The organism is Vibrio nitrifigilis (assembly GCF_015686695.1).
Classification (GTDB): domain Bacteria; phylum Pseudomonadota; class Gammaproteobacteria; order Enterobacterales; family Vibrionaceae; genus Vibrio; species Vibrio nitrifigilis.
The window spans coordinates 1,139,464-1,158,255 of record NZ_JADPMR010000001.1 but is presented as its reverse complement, the minus strand read 5'-3'; the positions used below and the strand labels follow the sequence as shown (position 1 = coordinate 1,158,255).

The window sequence follows — 18,792 nt, the reverse complement described above, 5'->3', positions numbered from 1 at the left end:
ACAGAGGCTGCATAAATCTCAGACTGACTGAGATAATAAATTACTTACTCACCATCAAGGCCACGAATAGGCTTGATGCTTCCCCAACTTTTACAAGATGGGCAATGCCAATACAAAGAGTGAGTGGAAAAACCGCAATGACTACAACGGTAATGCGGTTTAGTTTTCATCTGCTCACCAACGAGCTTCTGCAGTGTCATCAAGCTCTCTTTGGCTCGGCCTTCTTCAGCTTCTGCTATATGGTAATCAATTAAACGATAAAACCCTTTCATGGTTGGGTTTTTTACTAACTGTCTTGTTAATAAATCTTGGGCTGACGCCGTACCTTCATGTTTGGCAACTAAATGTGCCAACATCAATTCAGCGGATACCCCCGCATTATCGGCTATGCACTCACGTAAGAATACAACCAACTCATGCTCTTGCCCTAGGTGGTGATAACACTCCGCTACAATAGGCAGAACTTCACCAACAAAATCGATATCCTGCTCCAAAACTTGGCGCATATATTCAGCAGTGCGCTTGTAATCTTCGTTTTCTAAGTACAGTTTGCCAAGAGAAATGGTTGCGCGAACACATTTAGAATCCATCTGCAACGCACGCTTGAACAACTGGACCGCTTTATCATGGCGACCGTCTGACTTTTCCTGCATGGCTAACTCACACAAGAAATGAGCAATATTAGACTTCATCTTAATCTTGCCCATTTTGACTAATGCCTGTGCACACTCAATCGCTTTATTCCATTCACGTGTTTGCTGATAAATAGCGGTTAATTGCTGCAGAGCAGATTCGCGATGTTCAGGCTCGTCGACCAATTGTTCAAAAATACGCTCAGCTCGATCTAGGAAGCCGGAGACCATGTAATCTTTAGCAAGCTGTTGCAGCGCTAAATTTTTCTGGTCAATCGTCAAACCTGTACGTGAAATTAGATTTTGATGAATACGAATAGCGCGGTCTACTTCGCCTCGAGAACGAAATAGATTACCCAATGCAAGGTGAGTATCGATCGTATCGTTATCCACTTGTAAAAGTTCAATAAAGTGATCAACCGCTTTATCTGATTGATCAGACAAAAGCAAGTTCAGTCCCGTCACATACTGGCGAGATATTTGGTGAGATTGTTTCTGTTTATCTTGCTGAGCACTACGATTACCCATATACCACCCGTAGGCAGCGGCAATCGGCAGCAACAAGAACAGTATTTCTAACATTAAAAAACAGCCTTATCCTATATTTCAGTTCTCATCAGAGACTTGGTTTTTGGCGGTCTGCTTTTTTAATTGCTTGTTCAATTTACGAATTCTAAATTTTGACTTGAGATGAACACCTACAAAGAGAATCCATGCCAACACAAACCCAACAACAAAAACGCTTCCCAATAAAGTTGAAAGATGGAACTGTCCCTGAGCCAACAAATAGTTGAAGGTCACTACTTCTTGGTTTTGTGAACCTAACGCCAAGGCGATAAGAAACAGAGCCAAAATGAGTACAATTTTTATAATTTTCATTACGCGACACCTATTCAGGAATTAGCCACCCTGATTATGCAGGAAAACGGCGTTACAAACCACGTCTAATCGGCATTCATATTATAAAAAAGCGGCACACTGTAACAGTATGCCGCTTTCATAAATGCGTCTTGATAATCAGAGACTTTCGTTTACACGCTCACGTAATTCCTTGCCTGGTTTGAAATGAGGTACATATTTACCCTCTAATTCAACTTTTTCACCAGTTTTTGGGTTACGGCCTACGCGCGGCTCTCGATAATGCAAAGAGAAACTACCGAAACCACGAATTTCGATGCGTTCTCCATCTTCCAACGTAGATGCCATGTATTCAAGAATGTCTTTCACCGCATCTTCGATCTCTTTTGCAGACAAATGGGTTTGCTCAGCGCAGAGTCTTTCGATCAATTCAGACTTAGTCATAGTTTCCCTCTTCGAGTTATTCAAACTCATTATAGTAAGTAATACCAATTCCAACAAACACTTGAGAGCTATTGTCGAAAAACTTTGCGCTCAGTTGATGGTTCTTTGATCCAGTTTACACAAAATTTACAACTTGTTGTGCAAAAAAACACGCAAAAAGACTGTAAGAATAGGAATTACATCTAAATTCTACACAAAAAAAAGGAGCCAGTCATACTGGCTCCTCCTTTACTAAAGTCGATTACTCGCCTTTAGCTGCTTTGAATGCGTCAGCCATAGCATTACCGAACGCGCCTTCATCTTGCTTGTTCAGTGAAGCCATTGCTTCTTGCTCTTCAGCTTCGTCTTTCGCTTTGATAGACAGGTTGATTACGCGGTTTTTGCGGTCTACACCAGTAAATTTCGCTTCAACTTTGTCGCCAGCGTTAAGAATTAGAGAAGCATCTTCAACACGGTCACGTGCGATTTCAGAAACGCGGATGTAACCTTCTACGCCTTCTTCAAGTTCGATAGTTGCACCTTTAGCGTCTACTGCAGTAACAGTACCGTTAACTAGTGCACCTTTCTTGTTGTCAGCAACGTAAGCGTTGAATGGGTCATTTTCCATTTGCTTAACGCCTAGAGAAATGCGTTCACGATCTGCATCTACAGCTAGAACAACTGCAGAGATTTCGTCGCCTTTCTTGTATTCACGTACTGCTTCTTCTCCAGGAACGTTCCAAGAGATGTCAGATAGGTGAACTAGACCGTCGATGCCGCCTTCAAGACCGATGAAGATACCGAAGTCAGTGATAGACTTGATCTTACCAGTAACTTTGTCGCCTTTAGCTTGAGCTTCAGCGAAGTCTTGCCAAGGGTTAGTTTTACACTGTTTAAGACCTAGAGAGATACGACGACGTTCTTCGTCGATATCAAGAACCATAACCTCAACTTCGTCGCCAACATTAACAACTTTAGATGGGTGGATGTTCTTGTTAGTCCAATCCATTTCTGAAACGTGTACTAGACCTTCAACGCCTTCTTCGATTTCAACGAAGCAGCCGTAATCAGTTAGGTTAGTTACACGACCAGTTAGTTTGTGACCTTCTGGGTAACGAGCAGCGATTGCTACCCATGGATCTTCACCAAGCTGTTTCAGACCTAGTGATACGCGAGTACGTTCACGGTCGAATTTAAGAACTTTAACTGTGATTTCGTCACCAACGTTAACGATCTCTGATGGGTGTTTAACACGTTTCCAAGCCATGTCAGTGATGTGTAGTAGACCATCAACACCGCCAAGGTCAACGAATGCACCGTAATCAGTAAGGTTCTTAACGATACCTTTAACTTCAGTACCTTCTTGTAGAGTTTCAAGAAGTTCGTCACGCTCAACACTGTTTTCAGATTCGATAACAGCACGACGAGAAACAACAACGTTGTTACGTTTCTGGTCAAGCTTGATAACTTTGAACTCTAGCTCTTTGTTTTCTAGGTGAGTAGTGTCACGGATTGGACGAACGTCTACTAGAGAACCTGGAAGGAATGCACGGATACCGTTAAGTTCAACAGTGAAACCGCCTTTAACTTTACCGTTGATGATACCAACAACAGTTTCAGCTTCTTCGTAAGCTTTCTCAAGAACGATCCAAGCTTCGTGACGTTTCGCTTTCTCACGAGAAAGTTGAGTTTCACCGAAACCGTCTTCTACAGCGTCTAGAGCAACATCTACTTCAGAACCTACTTCTACTTCTAGTTCGCCAGCAGCGTTTTTGAACTGTTCAGCTGGGATAGCAGATTCAGATTTCAGACCTGCGTCAACAAGAACGTAGCCGTTTTCGATCGCTACTACAGTACCTTTAACGATAGTACCTTGTTGGAATTCAGTCTCGTTTAGAAACTCTTCAAAGAGTTGAGCAAAAGATTCAGTCATTTAAATAATCTTCAATTTGAGTAAACTTCCACGGGTATCCTACCTCGTGGGGTTATTAAATTCGCCAGTCATCATCCGTGCGACCAACGCTCTATCTGCCCCGATACTACTCAGTTCGTGACAGCTTAGATTCTACATATTTTATTGCTTTCTCAACCACTTCATCGATAGACATTGTGGTTGAATCTAGCAGCAGCGCATCCTCTGCTGGGCGCAACGGCGCCACAGGGCGATTACGATCTCTATCGTCACGCTCTTGGATTTCGCTTAAAAGGGCGTCAAATTTAACATCTAAGCCCTTCAGTTGCAACTGCTTAAAGCGACGACGGGCGCGTTCTTCAGCACTTGCATCAAGAAAGATTTTAGCTTCTGCAGCAGGGAATACAACTGTGCCCATGTCACGACCATCAGCGACTAAGCCTGCACCATCAGCAAAGGCTCTTTGGCGACGCAGTAATGCTTCGCGAACACGAGGTAATGCCGCAACTTTTGACGCTGCCATTCCCGTTTGCTCTTTGCGTAATTCACCGGATACGTCTTCCCCTTCCAAAATCACTTTCACTAGATCACCTTCAGCAATAAACTGAACGTCTAGATGAGTTGCTAATGGAACGAGCGCTTCTTCAGACTCTGTATCAACACCATGATGAATAGCGGCCAAAGCCAACACACGATAAATGGCGCCAGAATCGAGAAGGTGAAAACCGAGTTTTTTAGCCAGTAACATGCAAAGTGTACCTTTGCCTGCTCCGCTTGGCCCATCTACAGTTACCACCGGTGTTTGAGAGGACATGTTTTACTCCACTTTGTTTTGTACGTAGCCATGATTAACTACGTTTTACCGGCGAGAAATTATAATAAGAATCTTGATTTCACGCTAGTTTAGAATGGCCTAACTCATAAATTTAACACGATTTTAAAAATAAAAAACTCAGATCTGGGATCTGAGTTTTTTATTTTAGTAATTGGTTATTAAAGTAAAATTCTCTCTTCGTTCTTTTTCACTGTTGATTTCCCAATACCTTTCACTTTCGTTAAGTCATCTTTGCTTTTAAAAGGGCCGTTCGCTTGGCGATACATTACAATCGCCTTAGCTTTAGTCAGTCCAACACCTTTGAGCAGTGTTGATAACTCTTCAGCACTGGCGGTGTTTATGTTGACGGTGATTTTAATCTCATCAGCCTTAGTACTGCTATTCGACGCCCATACCACTTGGCTCGGTGTATAAAAGGCAAAAATCAAACTCAAGAGTAACAAAATTTTTTTCATTGCTGTTTTCCTAGTCTTTACTTTGGGGAACTAGAAAAATAAATTCAACACCAAACGATGCCCACTGATCTTCTAAAAAAATAAGACGGACTTCTAATGAAGTCCGTCTTATTGTGCAGTGTGCTAACAGCGCTATTGCGAGTTATTTCACGTAATACTTGATATCCGTCTGCGCACGCAGAACTGAGATAACACCAGCAATATCTTGCTGTGTGGATAAGCGAGTTAACTGCTGACCAATTTGATCATGGTACTTACTGTCTTTATTAGTCGCGACTTTAGTCAACTTAACAACAATAGTATTACCATTCGCATCTTGGGTACGAGTATAAGTTGCTTTTCCATCATGTGGCTTCGCCATCGCAAATACTTCTTCTGCTAGCGGGTCTTGACGGTCGATTGATTTTTCGGCAGAGAAACTTAACTTATTCTCTTTCAATACGCTTTGGTCGCCTTTGGCTAAGCTATCAACGAGTTGATCCGCTAAGGTTGCAGCATTTTCTGTTGCTTTCATTGCTGTTAGTTGTTTCACCACTTTCGCTTTTACCTCTTCAAGTGGTAATACTTTTTCTGGGCGAGAATCATCAACGTGAACCACAATGACGTGCTCAGGGGCAAGTTGAACGACTTTTGAATTCAAACGGTCTTCGCTGACTTCTGGTGTTGCCAACTCATCTTGTACATCTGAATTTTGCAATACTTTCGGTGCATCAGCCTGAGAAACAAAATCGGTTTTTTGTACTTTACCATTAACCGCTTTTGCTGCTGCATCTAATGAATCTGGTGATTCAAATGCCACTTTTTCTAGCTTATCTTGTAAGTCATAGAATTTATCAACCGCTTTCTGGTCTTTGAGATCAGAACGAATCTGCTCAGCCACTTCTTTAAACGGTTTAGCTTGCGGAGCTTTAATCGCATCAAGCTTAATAATGTGGTAACCGAATGATGATTTGACGACGTCAGAAATATCACCTGCTTTTTTCAGTGCAAATGCAGCTTGTTCGAAAACCGGATCCATTGTGCCCTTTTCAACCCAACCAAGTGAGCCACCTTGTTTAGCACTACCAACATCTTGCGAATCTTTTTTCGCTAATGTAGCAAAATCAGTGCCCGCCTTAAGCTGTTTAAGGATTGCTTCTGCTTTTTGCTTATCACCTTTAATTAAAATATGGCTAACTTCGCGCTGAGCAGGCGTAGAGTATTTACTGATGTTGTCTTGGTAGTATTTCTTCGCATCTGCATCAGAAATGGTAATTTGATCTTTAAGGTCATCAGCAGACACTTCAAGATAAGAAATTTTCTTCTGTGCCGGACGTGTAAATGCCTGCGGATGCTCTTTGTAGTACTGTTGAATTTCTTCGTCAGTCAATTTTACTTTTTTTGCAAACGTACTCGTTGCAAGTTCAATTGTTTGAATGCTACGAGTTTGATTAATCAGTTCGGCTTGGTGGTCAATTTCACCTTTTAAAGCGAATTCGCTGCTTTGTAAGGCATTCACTAATTGATCACGTAGCAGTTCTTTACGTAGATATTCTGCAAAAGCGTCAGCAGTAAAGCCCGCTCTGCGCAATGCCGCTTGATATAGCTCTTTGTCGAACTTACCATCTTTTTGGAAAGCAGGAATACTCAATAATTGTTGACGCACTTGGCTGTCGCTTACTGTCAAGCCGAGTGATTGAGCATGCTGCTGAATCAACTCATCATTGATCATGCGGTCTAAAACAGATTTACGGAAAGAAGCCACATAAGATGGGTCACTTAGCAAGTTGGAAAAGTAATCACCCAATTGCTGTTGCATGCGGTTGCGTTCATTTTGGTAAGCCTGCTCAAAATCTTGACGGCTGATTTTGCTGTCGCCTACTTTCGCTGCTGCGTTGTTGCTACCACTAACAAGATAGCTTCCAATGCCAGCAAAAACGAAGGATAGGATGATGAGTCCTAAGATAACTTTAATCGCGATGCTATTAGCGCCCTCGCGTAGTCGATCCATCATAGTGTTACTGCTCTCCGGATAGTGAAGTTGTTTACTTCGTACAAAATTGAATAGCGCGATAATAACAGAAAAAGAAATGCGCATCAGTAGGATGCGCATAATTTAAAAAGGTTCGATTTATTTACCAGTCAAACTGATAGAAGTCGAATTAGTTACAAGCGTCTTTCAATGCTTTACCAGCTTTAAATGCTGGAACTTTTGCTTCTGCGATTTGGATCTCTTCACCCGTTTTAGGGTTACGGCCAGTACGTGCAGCACGAGTACGTACTTGGAATGTACCAAAGCCAACTAGCGCAACTTGGTCACCAGATTGAAGAGTATCAGACACAGCTTCAATAAATGCGTCAAGGGCACGTCCTGCAGATGCTTTTGAGATATCCGCGTTAGATGCGATTTTTTCTACTAATTGTGTTTTATTCACTTTAATTCCCCTTTGGCCACCAGTTATTATTTTGTTAGGCGCCGGTTCGTTCCATTTAATTTCCAAAAAATAGCAGCGAAAGCCTTGTCAATACAGGGCTTAACGCTACCGAACTTAACGTTAGCTTCCAAAAAAAATGCTGACAAGCGTTTTTTCCACTTATCAGCATAATCTTTTACTTATTTTTGCTACACATCACTATTTTACAGGCTCTAACTCAACACCTGTTGGGTCTTTAACCAATGCAACCTTCAAAACTTCATCAATCCATTGCACAGGTTTGACATCAAGATCAGCGATAACATTGGCTGGAATATCTTCCAAATCGCGTTCGTTATCTTTTGGAATAAGCACTGTTTTAATACCACCACGGTGTGCCGCAAGTAATTTTTCCTTAAGGCCACCAATCGGAAGTACTTCACCACGTAGGGTAATTTCACCCGTCATAGCAACATCAGCTTTTACAGCATTACCCGTTAAGCTAGACACCAATGCAGTACACATCGCAATACCTGCACTTGGACCATCTTTTGGTGTCGCACCTTCAGGAACGTGAACGTGAATGTCGCGTTTTTCGTAAAAATCTTGGTTGATTCCTAGCTTATCTGCACGAGAACGTACAACAGTCATCGCGGCCTGAATGGATTCTTGCATCACATCCCCTAGCGAACCAGTTTGGGTCATTTTCCCCTTACCTGGCATTGACTGCGCTTCAATAGTCAGCAAATCACCACCAACTTCAGTCCACGCTAAGCCGACCACTTGACCGATGCGGTTATGCTCGTCTGCTTTACCGTAATCGAAGCGCTGTACACCAAGATAATCTTTTAGATTATCCATTGTTACCGTCACATGAGTGATCTCTTTATCAAGGAGAATTTTCTTCACTGCTTTACGGCAGATTTTTGAAATCTCACGCTCTAGACCACGAACACCTGCTTCGCGTGTATAGTAACGAATCACACCAACAATCGCGGAGTCATCAATCGTAATTTCTTTTTGTTTCAATCCATTACGTTCAATCTGTTTATTTACTAAGTGACGTTTCGCAATGTTAAGCTTTTCATCTTCGGTATAACCAGACAGACGAATGACTTCCATACGGTCAAGCAATGGACCTGGAATGTTCATCGAGTTCGATGTAGCAACAAACATCACATCAGACAAATCGTAGTCCACTTCTAAGTAGTGGTCATTAAACGAATTGTTCTGTTCAGGATCGAGTACTTCTAGTAATGCTGATGCTGGGTCACCACGCATATCTGCTGACATTTTGTCGATTTCGTCGAGTAAGAACAGTGGGTTTTTCACACCAACTTTCGACATTTTTTGAATCAACTTGCCAGGTAGTGAACCGATATAAGTACGACGGTGTCCACGAATTTCCGCTTCATCACGCACGCCACCCAGTGCCATACGGGTATATTTACGCCCCGTTGCCGCTGCGATTGAGCGACCTAATGACGTTTTACCAACACCTGGAGGCCCTACTAGACACAAAATCGGACCTTTCAATTTATTGATACGACTTTGTACCGCTAGATATTCTAAAATGCGCTCTTTAACACGCTCTAATCCGTAGTGATCTGAGTTTAGAATTTCTTCCGCTTTAGATAGATCACGTTTTACTTTTGAACGCTTATGCCAAGGGACATTCACCATCCAGTCAATGTAGCTACGAACCACTGTCGCTTCAGCCGACATTGGCGACATCATCTTCAGCTTTTGTAACTCTTGCTCGGTTTTTTCACGAGCTTCTTTTGGCATTTTAGACTCTTCAATTTTCTTCTTCAGAGTCTCAAATTCATCTGGCGCATCGTCCATCTCACCCAGTTCTTTCTGAATCGCTTTCATTTGCTCATTCAGATAGTACTCACGTTGAGATTTTTCCATCTGTTTCTTAACGCGACCACGAATACGTTTTTCAACTTGCAGCAAGTCGATTTCCGATTCCATTTGGCCCATCAAGAACTCTAGACGTTCAGTGACATCAAGAATTTCTAGAACTTGTTGTTTATCTTCAAGTTTTAGTGGCATGTGAGCAGCGATAGTGTCAGCTAAACGAGCTGCCTCATCGATACCATTTAACGACGTCAACACTTCAGGTGGGATTTTCTTGTTCAGCTTGATAAAGCCTTCGAACTGATTGATCGCACTTCGAACAATCACTTCTTGCTCTTTTTCATCAAGCTCAGGTGTGACCAAAAACTCTGCATCAGCAGAGAAATATTCACCTTCGATAAATTCTTTAATACGGGCACGCTGCTGACCTTCAACCAACACTTTCACTGTACCATCTGGCAGTTTAAGTAGTTGTAGGATCGTTGCTACCGTACCTACTTCAAATAGGTCTGATACTGTAGGCTCATCAGTCTCCGCCTGCTTTTGTGCGACAAGGAGAACTTGTTTGTTGTTATCCATTGCAGCTTCAAGACACTGAATAGATTTTTCACGGCCAACAAACAAAGGGATAACCATGTGTGGATAAACCACTACATCGCGCAGAGGTAGTACGGGGATCTCGATACGCTCGGAACGTTCCAAGTTCATATTTTTCTCTCTTCCGCTTTCATTCATATGGAAGTATATGGGGGCTAACTTACTGGAATCAATAACAGAACATAAAAAAAGGAGGTATTTCTACCTCCTTTTTTAATTTTGTACCGAACTTACTCAGCTCCGGCCGCTTGATTGTCATTGGTTGAGTAAATCATCAATGGTTCAGATTCACCATTAATCACTGACTCGTCAATCACAACTTTGCTGACATCCGTCATTGAAGGAAGGTCATACATGGTCTCGAGTAACACGTTCTCAAGAATTGAACGTAGGCCACGTGCTCCCGTTTTACGCTGCATTGCTTTAGCAGCAATCGCACGTAATGCATCTTCACGGAACTCTAGCTCAACATTTTCTAAATCAAACAGTGCTGAGTATTGTTTCGTAAGTGCGTTTTTCGGTTCGTTAAGAATCTGGATTAACGCATCTTCATCCAACTCAGTAAGCGTTGCCGTGACTGGCAAACGACCAATGAATTCTGGAATGAGACCGTATTTCACTAAATCTTGTGGCTCAACTTGAGTGAATAACTCACTCACTGATTGGCTTTCATCTTTAGAGTGAACTTCGGCAGCAAATCCGATCCCTGTACCTTTAGCGACACGCTGTTCAATCACTTTATCTAGGCCAGCAAATGCACCGCCACAGATAAATAGGATTTTAGACGTATCAACTTGAAGGAACTCTTGTTGTGGGTGTTTACGGCCACCTTGTGGTGGAACAGAAGCTACCGTGCCTTCAACCAGTTTTAGAAGCGCTTGTTGAACCCCTTCACCGGAAACATCTCGAGTGATAGATGGATTTTCTGCTTTACGAGAAATCTTATCGATTTCATCAATATACACGATACCACGCTCTGCTTTCGCTACGTCGTAATCGCATTTCTGCAGCAGTTTTTGGATGATGTTTTCAACGTCTTCACCCACATAGCCCGCTTCAGTCAACGTTGTCGCATCGGCCATCGTAAACGGAACATCAAGGAAACGCGCTAACGTTTCTGCGAGAAGGGTTTTACCGCTACCAGTTGGACCGATCAGCAAGATGTTACTCTTACCTAGCTCAACGCCTTCACTTGTTGTGTCACCGTTACGTAAACGCTTGTAGTGGTTATAAACCGCAACCGCAAGCACTTTCTTAGCCTGTTCTTGGCCAATCACATAGTCATCTAGGTGTTCACGAATTTGACGTGGCGTTGGTAATGCCGACGACTCTTTCTTAGGAAGAACATCTTTAATTTCTTCGCGAATAATGTCGTTACAGAGATCGACACACTCGTCACAGATGTACACCGAAGGACCTGCGATTAGCTTGCGAACTTCGTGCTGGCTTTTGCCACAGAAAGAGCAGTAAAGCAGTTTACTACTACCACCCTCTTTGCTTTTATCTGTCATTCGCTAACCTCTTAGCCTTTACACATATAGGTTTGAGTGTATAACAATTTCATTTAAATTGCGTGAACCAATTTCAGAAACTGTTACACAGCAGTCATCAAGTTTATCACTTGAATTGTTACTCACCGCGGTGAGTAAGAACCGAGTCAACTAAACCATATTCTACTGCCTGATCAGCAGACATAAAGTTGTCACGGTCAGTATCTCGTTCAATAACTTCTAGCGGTTGGCCAGTATGATCGGCCAACAGGCGGTTTAATTTCTGTTTAATTGACAGAATTTCTTGCGCGTGAATCTGAATGTCTGAAGCCTGACCTTGGAAACCACCCAATGGTTGGTGAATCATCACGCGTGAGTTTGGCAGTGCATAGCGTTTGCCTTGAGCACCACCAGCAAGTAGGAATGCGCCCATAGAAGCCGCTTGGCCCATACATACTGTACTTACATCTGGTTTGATGAACTTCATGGTGTCATAAATAGACATCCCTGCAGTTACACTACCACCAGGAGAGTTAATGTATAGGAAAATATCTTTATCAGGGTTTTCAGATTCTAAGAAAAGCAGCTGAGCCACAACCAGATTCGCCATCTGATCTTCTACTTGACCCGTTAAAAAGATAACACGCTCTTTTAGCAGGCGAGAATAAATGTCATAAGAACGTTCGCCGCGAGACGTTTGTTCGACGACCATCGGCACTAGCGCATCCATAATTGATGGCATTGAGTTTTTTTCTTGGTTGCTCATAGTCTTATATCCCTAAAATAAATGGCCCGGATGATGGATATCATACGGACCATTGTTAGCAGAAGAGTCAACGTTCCGTCAACCTTCTACGCTACATATTGCTTATTAAGCAGCAGTTTGAGCGTTCATTAGCTCGCTAAAGCCAACTTTTTTCTCAGATACTTTTGCATCAGCAATGATCGCGTCGATAGCCTGTTCTTCTAGAGCCAGGTTACGCATGTTGTCCATCATTTGTTCGTTTTGCTCGTAGTAAGCAATCACTTCAGATGGGTCTTCGTATGCAGTCGCCATCTCTTCGATTAGCGCTTTTACTTTTTCTTCGTCAGCTTTAAGCTCTTTCGCTTTAATCACTTCACCTAATAATAGACCAACAACAACGCGACGTTTTGCTTGTTCTTCAAATAGTTCGCGTGGAAGTTGTGCTGCAGCTTCAACGTTGCCACCGAAGCGTTGTGCCGCTTGACGACGTAGAACTTCAACTTCTTGATCGATTAGTGGAGAAGGAACATCGATTTCGTTTTCTTTTACAAGACCTTCAATCGCTTGTTCTTTGATGTTTGCTTTAATCGCTTGTTTAAGTTCGCGTTCCATGTTTTTACGAACTTCAGCTTTAAGAGCTTCAACACCGCCTTCTTGAACACCAAATTTAGCAACAAATTCGTCAGTCAGTTCTGGAAGCTCTTGAGCTTCTACTTTATGAACTTTGATAGCGAATTTCGCTGCTTTACCTTTTAGGTTTTCAGCGTGGTAATCTTCTGGGAAGTTTACTTCGATGTCGAATTCCATTCCTTTAGTTTTGCCAGCAATGCCGTCTTCAAAACCAGGAATCATACGACCAGAACCCATTTCTAGAGGGAAGTTTTCAGCTTTACCGCCTTCAAACTCTTCACCGTCAATAGAGCCTAGGAAATCGATAGTTACGCGTTTGCCTTCGCCAGCAGCTTCATCAACTTCAGTCCAAGTTGCTTGCTGTTTACGAAGAGTTTCTAGCATTTCTTCAACGTCAGCATCAGTCACGTCTGCTGTTGGTTTTTCTACAGCAATGTTTTCTAAACCTTTCAATTCAACCTCTGGGTAAACTTCGAAAGTTGCTGTAAATACAACGTCTTTACCTTCTTCAGTTTCAACAGGTGCGAAAGTTGGTGCGCCAGCTGGATTGATTTTTTCTTTAACAATCGCTTCGATGAAATGACGTTGCATTACTTCGCCTAGAATGTCTTGACGAACTGATTTGCCGTACATTTTAGCAACCATTTTCAAAGGCACTTTGCCTTTACGGAAACCATCGAAACGACGGTTTTTCGCGATGTTGCGGAGTTCAGCTGTCACTGCATCTTCAACGTTTGCAGCAGGAACAGTAATGTTAAGACGGCGTTGTAGGCCTTCTAGCGTTTCAACAGTAACTTGCATTATATTTAAACCTCAAAACTTGCTCAGTTTGCTGAGCATCATGAGCCAAAACTCTCTTTTGGCTGCATCCATGTTATGTGCTCAATGTGAGCACTTAATGTATAAATTGAGCGTAGATGTACGAGTTTTTAAAAGACGTACATCGGACTAATGAGTGATATCTTTATGTGCTACATCCGAATAGAACGTAAGAAAGGTATCTCCGATTAGTCTCAGGACAAAAATTATAGACGCGACATTCTAACGACCTCAGCTTTTCCTGTCGAGCATCTGCCGACATTGAGCCTTGTTATGTCCTAAAAACCCAACCAAGTGCTAAAAAAAGCACCAAAGTCACATGGCATGGTTTCAAAAATGGGGTCAACAAAAAGATTTTCAAGTGATTTGGTGCTTTTTTTTACCAGAATGAACAAAAAGCGATCTCCTTCAAGAGTGTGAACACCAAATGTCGCTTTCTTCTCTCACTCACCACCAATTTCTTATAAGATTGTTCCTAAGAGTAAATACATTCTCACTGAAACAGCAGCTTGACGTTACTTGGGTATCTATCCGTGTTTGTTATTGGGTAAAATATGCAGCCACTTCGTCGTTTCCATCTTTGGTTTATCCTTCTCTACCTCTTGGTATTAACGTTAGGGTGTCATTGGGTCTGGCAATATAGCTATCACTCATTACTCAACGAACATCAAGCTCAGTTGGAGCGATTTTCTGGGCATATTGCTGCCAAACTCGATAAATATGCCAACATTCCTCGATTGCTATCAAAAGATCGAGAATTGATTGACGCACTGAAAACCCCGCGAAATACCGCACAAATTGAAGTCACTAACCGCTATCTCGCTCAAGTTAATGAAGTGATTCAAGCGTCAGATACCTATTTATTGAACGTATCAGGTACAACTATTGCCGCCAGTAACTGGGCCTCTGAACACAGTTTTATCGGGCGTAACTTCGCCTGGCGTCCTTACTTTAAACAAGCGATTCAAGGCAAACGCAGTCAATACTTTGCATTAGGTTCTACGTCTGGTCAACGTGGTTACTATTATGCTTATCCTGTTATTTATGCTGCAGAAACCATCGGGGCTGTGGTAGTCAAAATGGATCTCAACAGTATTGAGGAAAATTGGCAAAGCCAAGACAGTTACTTTGTGGCTACCGATGATAACAATGTCATTTTTATGTCGAGCCAACCACAGTGGTTATTTCGCAGTGTGAGCCATTTAAATGAGACTGAATTGGATCGCATCCGCCGCAGCAGGCAATATTTAGATAAAGACATCCCATCACTTGGTTTTAAGACCAATACCATTCACTCACCAGCTGAATGGGAGAACCCACAGCAAGGTTGGTTACAAGGCGATATGATTGTCACGACTAGACCCATCCCAGAACTTGACCTTAATATCCGCGTTCTTTCCCCCAAAATAGATGTGTTTTGGAATACCTTTGGCTTTGGGTTAGTTCTTACAATGCTTTTTGCCATTATCTATCTAGCCACACTACTCGTGAGAAACCGTAGCGCTAAACAGCGCCAAATCGAACATATCCAGCAGGAAGCGAAACAAAAATTGGAATTTTTAGTCATGGAACGAACGGCAGAGCTGCATAGTGAAATCGACGAAAGAATTAAAACCGAGCAGGCGTTACGCCAGGCTCAAGATGAACTAATTCAAACAGCTAAGTTGGCGATGCTTGGTCAGATGTCTGCCAGTATTAGCCACGAGCTGAATAACCCCCTTGCAGCCATTCGCAGTTTCGCTGATAACGCACGGCGATTTTTGCATAGGGGCTCCACCGACCGAGTGGATGACAACTTAACTCGAATTTCCTCCTTAACTGAACGAATGGCGAAAATCAGTGAGCAGCTAAAATTATTTGCTCGCAGAAGTGATTCTCATGAAACCGTAGAAGCACAATTGTTTCCTATAGTGCTTTCAGCAAAAGAACTCATTCAGCAACAATTTAAAAACAACGCAGTTTCTCTGATCATCACCCCACCGCAATCGCCGATAAATGTCCAAGTTAACCCTATTCAGTTAGAGCAGGTATTGATAAATTTATTGACCAACGCTCAGCAGGCTCTCAACACACAAAGTGACAAAAAAGTGATGGTTTCCTTTGCTCTACAGCAAGATACAGTTGAAGTGTATGTTGACGATAATGGTCCTGGCGTTAGCCAAGAACAACAACCTCACCTATTTGATCCTTTTTACACGACTAAACAAAATGGGCTTGGCTTAGGGCTCTCTATCTCTTACCAGATCATTAAAGGTTTCGATGGTCGATTACTGATTGAGGATTCTCCCTTCGGAGGTGCGCGTTTTATCATCTGTTTACCCTGTGTTTTATCGCAACCATCAACACCACCAGATTCAAATCTAAGGACAGCCGATGTGTGATGTATTTTTTATTGATGATGAGCAGGATTTGCGTACTGCCATAGAGCAGAGCTTTGAACTGGCAGACATCAATGCACGATTCTTTTCCTGTGCAGAGGATGCACTGCTGGAGATTCAAAAAGAGGGGTTACCTACGGTGATCATCAGTGACATCTGCTTACCCGGTTTAAGTGGGCAAAATTTACTGACCACCATTCACCACCAAGACCCCAACTTGCCCGTTGTGTTAATCACCGGTCACGGTGATATATCGATGGCCGTACAGGCTATGCATGATGGTGCTTACGATTTTATCGAGAAGCCATTTTCTCCTGAGCACTTAATCGAAACGACAACCCGAGCGATTGAAAAGCGGCAACTGACGACTGAAAATGAACGTTTAAAACGCAGTCTAAAAGCAAGCCAAACACTCGGCCCACGTATCATCGGCGAAACTGCAAGCATCCAACAATTACGCGATACAATTTCTCATGTTGCTGATACCAATGCCGATATTCTGCTGTTTGGTGAAACAGGAACAGGTAAAGAGTTAGTTGCCCGCTCTCTTCATGAGCAAAGTTCACGAAGGGAAAATAACTTTGTCGCGGTTAACTGCGGTGCCGTACCCGAAAATTTGATTGAGAGTGAACTTTATGGGCACGAAAAAGGTGCCTTCACTGGCGCTGAAACCAAACGTATTGGTAAATTTGAACATGCGCAAGGTGGGACTCTTTTTCTAGATGAAATTGAGTCCATGCCCATGCAAGCTCAGATTCGTTTGTTAAGGGTTTTGCAAGAGAGGGTTATCGAACGCGTGGGTTCTAACGAATTGCTGCCACTTGATATTCGGGTTATTGCAGCAACCAAGATCGATCTTAAACAAGCGTCAGAGGACGGAAAGTTTCGTCAAGACCTCTATTACCGATTGAACATCGTTACCCTTGATATTCCGCCACTACGAGAGCGTAAAGACGATATCCCGGCCCTATTCCATCACTTTTTACTCGTGGCAGCCGCTCGGTACGGTAAAGCAGCCCAATCGATTGATCGTCAAGCTCTACAAACGCTACTCAATCATGCATGGCCTGGTAATGTTCGCGAACTGCGTAACGCTGCCGAGCGCTATGTATTATTAGGTAAAATGATTCAGTTAGGTGAAGCACCACTATCTTCTCCAGTCACTACCAACTTAGTTGATCAAGTCGCGGAATTTGAAAAATCAGTCATCGAACAAGCTTTACTTGAGACTGGAGGTAGTATCAAAGAGACCATGGAAAGACTTGGGGTCGCACGTAAAACTTTATATGACAAAATGCAGCGTTATCGCCTAGATAAAGAGATGTTTAAAGAAAATTAACCATCTTGAAGTCATAAAATAAGGCCTCGCATCGCGAGGCCTTATGAGTGAAATATCCCAACTATTTAGTAATAATCTCTGGCCCCATCAACATAGTCGGTAGCCACGTCGATACCGCAGGTACATAAGTCACAATAATTAAGAATAGGAACATAATCGCCACCCATGGCAAGGCTGCCTTCACTACCCTCATCATCGACATTTTAGCAACACCAGCCGTCACGAAGAGGTTGAGTCCTACTGGGGGCGTTATCATGCCAATTTCCATGTTCACCACCATAATAATACCAAGGTGAATTGGGTCGATTCCCAGAGCAATCGCAATTGGGAATACCAATGGCGCGACAATGATCAATAGACCCGAAGGCTCCATAAACTGACCACCAATCAGCAATAACACGTTGACAGCAATCAAGAATGTTATCGGACCTAGTCCTGCGTCCAAAATTGATTCAGTGATCATTTGCGGTACGCGTTCTTCGGTCAATACATGCTTAAGAATCAGAGCATTAGCAATAATAAACAGCAGCATGATGGTTAATTTACCCGCATCAAACAACGTTTTCTGCGTATCTTTGTGCACCAGTGACTGCACTGCTTTGACGACCATAGGCTTAGTATTGGTCTTATCTGCAAACGGCCCCATGTCTTTATAGATAAAATTAGCAATCAAAAACGAATAAACGGCAGCTACCGCAGCAGCTTCTGTTGGGGTGAATATACCGCCATAAATCCCACCAAGAATAATAACAACGAGTAATAACCCCCAGCTTGCATCTTTAGCAGCTTGAAATGCTTCTCCCCAACCAACGAAAGGTTGTTTCGGTAAATTTTTTACCCGAGCAGTAATATAGATTGCTACCATCAGCATCAACCCAGCCAATAGACCAGGAATAACACCGCCCAAAAACATGCGCCCTACTGAAACATCAGTTGCGGCTGAATACACCACCATCACGATAGAAGGTGGAATCAGAATACCGAGTGTTCCCGCATTACAAATGACCCCAGCCGCAAATTCTTTGGTGTAACCATTTTTGACCATGCCTGCAATAACAATGCTGCCAATGGCAACGACTGTTGCAGGTGACGACCCCGATAGAGCTGCAAACATCATACACGCCACAACAGATGCCATTGCTAACCCACCAGGGAACCATCCCACCATTGCGATAGCAAATCGGATAATACGTTTAGCCACCCCTCCAGTAGACATAAAACTGGATGCCAAAATAAAGAACGGAATGGCAAGTAAGGTGTAGTGACCTTCAAATGCGTTAAACAGGCTTTGAGCCACTGAAGCTAACGAGGTGTCAGAATGCCAAAGTAAAAACAGAACACTAGATAAACCAAGTGAAATAGCGATCGGCACACCGATAAGCATAAAGCCGATGACCATTAAAAATAAGATCAAAATTGTCAT

Annotated in this window: 15 protein-coding genes; 2 read left to right on the top strand and 13 right to left on the bottom strand. The window is 42.7% G+C overall.

Translation table 11 applies throughout. From position 1 onward, the window contains the following. Window positions 1–44 precede the first annotated feature (44 nt). The 12 genes from lapB to tig all read right to left on the bottom strand — a co-directional run bounded on the left by lapB (window position 45) and on the right by tig (window position 13,634). A complete protein-coding gene (gene lapB, locus I1A42_RS05215; RefSeq protein ID WP_196122838.1) occupies window positions 45–1,214 on the bottom strand; it encodes a lipopolysaccharide assembly protein LapB in 1,170 nt (389 codons plus the stop codon). A 24-nt stretch (window positions 1,215–1,238) separates the two neighbouring features. Then, window positions 1,239–1,511, bottom strand: a complete 273-nt coding sequence (locus I1A42_RS05210; RefSeq protein ID WP_161154124.1) for a LapA family protein — start codon at window positions 1,509–1,511, stop codon at window positions 1,239–1,241. Window positions 1,512–1,649: 138 nt separating this feature from the next. Then, window positions 1,650–1,934 (bottom strand): integration host factor subunit beta, encoded by a 285-nt coding sequence (ihfB, locus tag I1A42_RS05205; protein WP_161154125.1) that lies wholly within the window; start codon window positions 1,932–1,934, stop codon window positions 1,650–1,652. A gap of 241 nt (window positions 1,935–2,175) precedes the next feature. Continuing rightward, a complete protein-coding gene (rpsA, locus tag I1A42_RS05200; protein WP_161154126.1) occupies window positions 2,176–3,846 on the bottom strand; it encodes a 30S ribosomal protein S1 in 1,671 nt (556 codons plus the stop codon). A gap of 106 nt (window positions 3,847–3,952) precedes the next feature. Further along, window positions 3,953–4,639: a (d)CMP kinase gene (gene cmk, locus I1A42_RS05195; protein ID WP_161154127.1), complete on the bottom strand. Its 687-nt coding sequence runs from the start codon at window positions 4,637–4,639 to the stop codon at window positions 3,953–3,955. 179 nt (window positions 4,640–4,818) lie between these two features. Further along, window positions 4,819–5,115 carry a ComEA family DNA-binding protein gene (locus tag I1A42_RS05190; protein ID WP_196122837.1) on the bottom strand — a complete coding sequence of 99 codons (297 nt, stop codon included), beginning with the start codon at window positions 5,113–5,115 and terminating at the stop codon, window positions 4,819–4,821. Between the two features lie 142 nt (window positions 5,116–5,257). Further along, a complete protein-coding gene (gene ppiD / locus I1A42_RS05185; protein WP_196122836.1) occupies window positions 5,258–7,108 on the bottom strand; it encodes a peptidylprolyl isomerase in 1,851 nt (616 codons plus the stop codon). A gap of 148 nt (window positions 7,109–7,256) precedes the next feature. Further along, window positions 7,257–7,529 carry an HU family DNA-binding protein gene (locus I1A42_RS05180; protein WP_161154130.1) on the bottom strand — a complete coding sequence of 91 codons (273 nt, stop codon included), beginning with the start codon at window positions 7,527–7,529 and terminating at the stop codon, window positions 7,257–7,259. 198 nt (window positions 7,530–7,727) lie between these two features. Beyond that, entirely contained in the window at window positions 7,728–10,079 is a 2,352-nt protein-coding gene (gene lon, locus I1A42_RS05175; RefSeq protein WP_196122835.1) for an endopeptidase La, read from the bottom strand. Between the two features lie 119 nt (window positions 10,080–10,198). Continuing rightward, entirely contained in the window at window positions 10,199–11,479 is a 1,281-nt protein-coding gene (gene clpX / locus I1A42_RS05170) for an ATP-dependent protease ATP-binding subunit ClpX (protein WP_161154132.1), read from the bottom strand. A 118-nt stretch (window positions 11,480–11,597) separates the two neighbouring features. Beyond that, the gene (clpP, locus tag I1A42_RS05165; RefSeq protein ID WP_161154133.1) at window positions 11,598–12,224 is read right to left on the bottom strand and encodes an ATP-dependent Clp endopeptidase proteolytic subunit ClpP; all 627 of its coding nucleotides are present in this window, start codon (window positions 12,222–12,224) and stop codon (window positions 11,598–11,600) included. Window positions 12,225–12,329: 105 nt separating this feature from the next. Beyond that, window positions 12,330–13,634 (bottom strand): trigger factor, encoded by a 1,305-nt coding sequence (gene tig / locus I1A42_RS05160; protein WP_196122834.1) that lies wholly within the window; start codon window positions 13,632–13,634, stop codon window positions 12,330–12,332. Between the two features lie 572 nt (window positions 13,635–14,206). Between tig and I1A42_RS05155 the strand changes: the two genes are divergently transcribed. Both I1A42_RS05155 and I1A42_RS05150 read left to right on the top strand, forming a co-directional pair. After that, window positions 14,207–16,033, top strand: a complete 1,827-nt coding sequence (locus I1A42_RS05155; protein ID WP_161154135.1) for a sensor histidine kinase — start codon at window positions 14,207–14,209, stop codon at window positions 16,031–16,033. After that, window positions 16,026–17,369, top strand: coding sequence for a sigma-54-dependent transcriptional regulator (locus I1A42_RS05150; RefSeq protein WP_196122833.1), 1,344 nt, complete (start codon window positions 16,026–16,028; stop codon window positions 17,367–17,369). Before I1A42_RS05155 ends, I1A42_RS05150 begins: the two co-directional genes overlap by 8 nt. Window positions 17,370–17,430: 61 nt before the next feature. Here the strand turns inward: I1A42_RS05150 and I1A42_RS05145 are convergent, their stop codons facing one another. Further along, the gene (locus I1A42_RS05145; protein ID WP_196122832.1) at window positions 17,431–18,792 is read right to left on the bottom strand and encodes a TRAP transporter large permease; all 1,362 of its coding nucleotides are present in this window, start codon (window positions 18,790–18,792) and stop codon (window positions 17,431–17,433) included.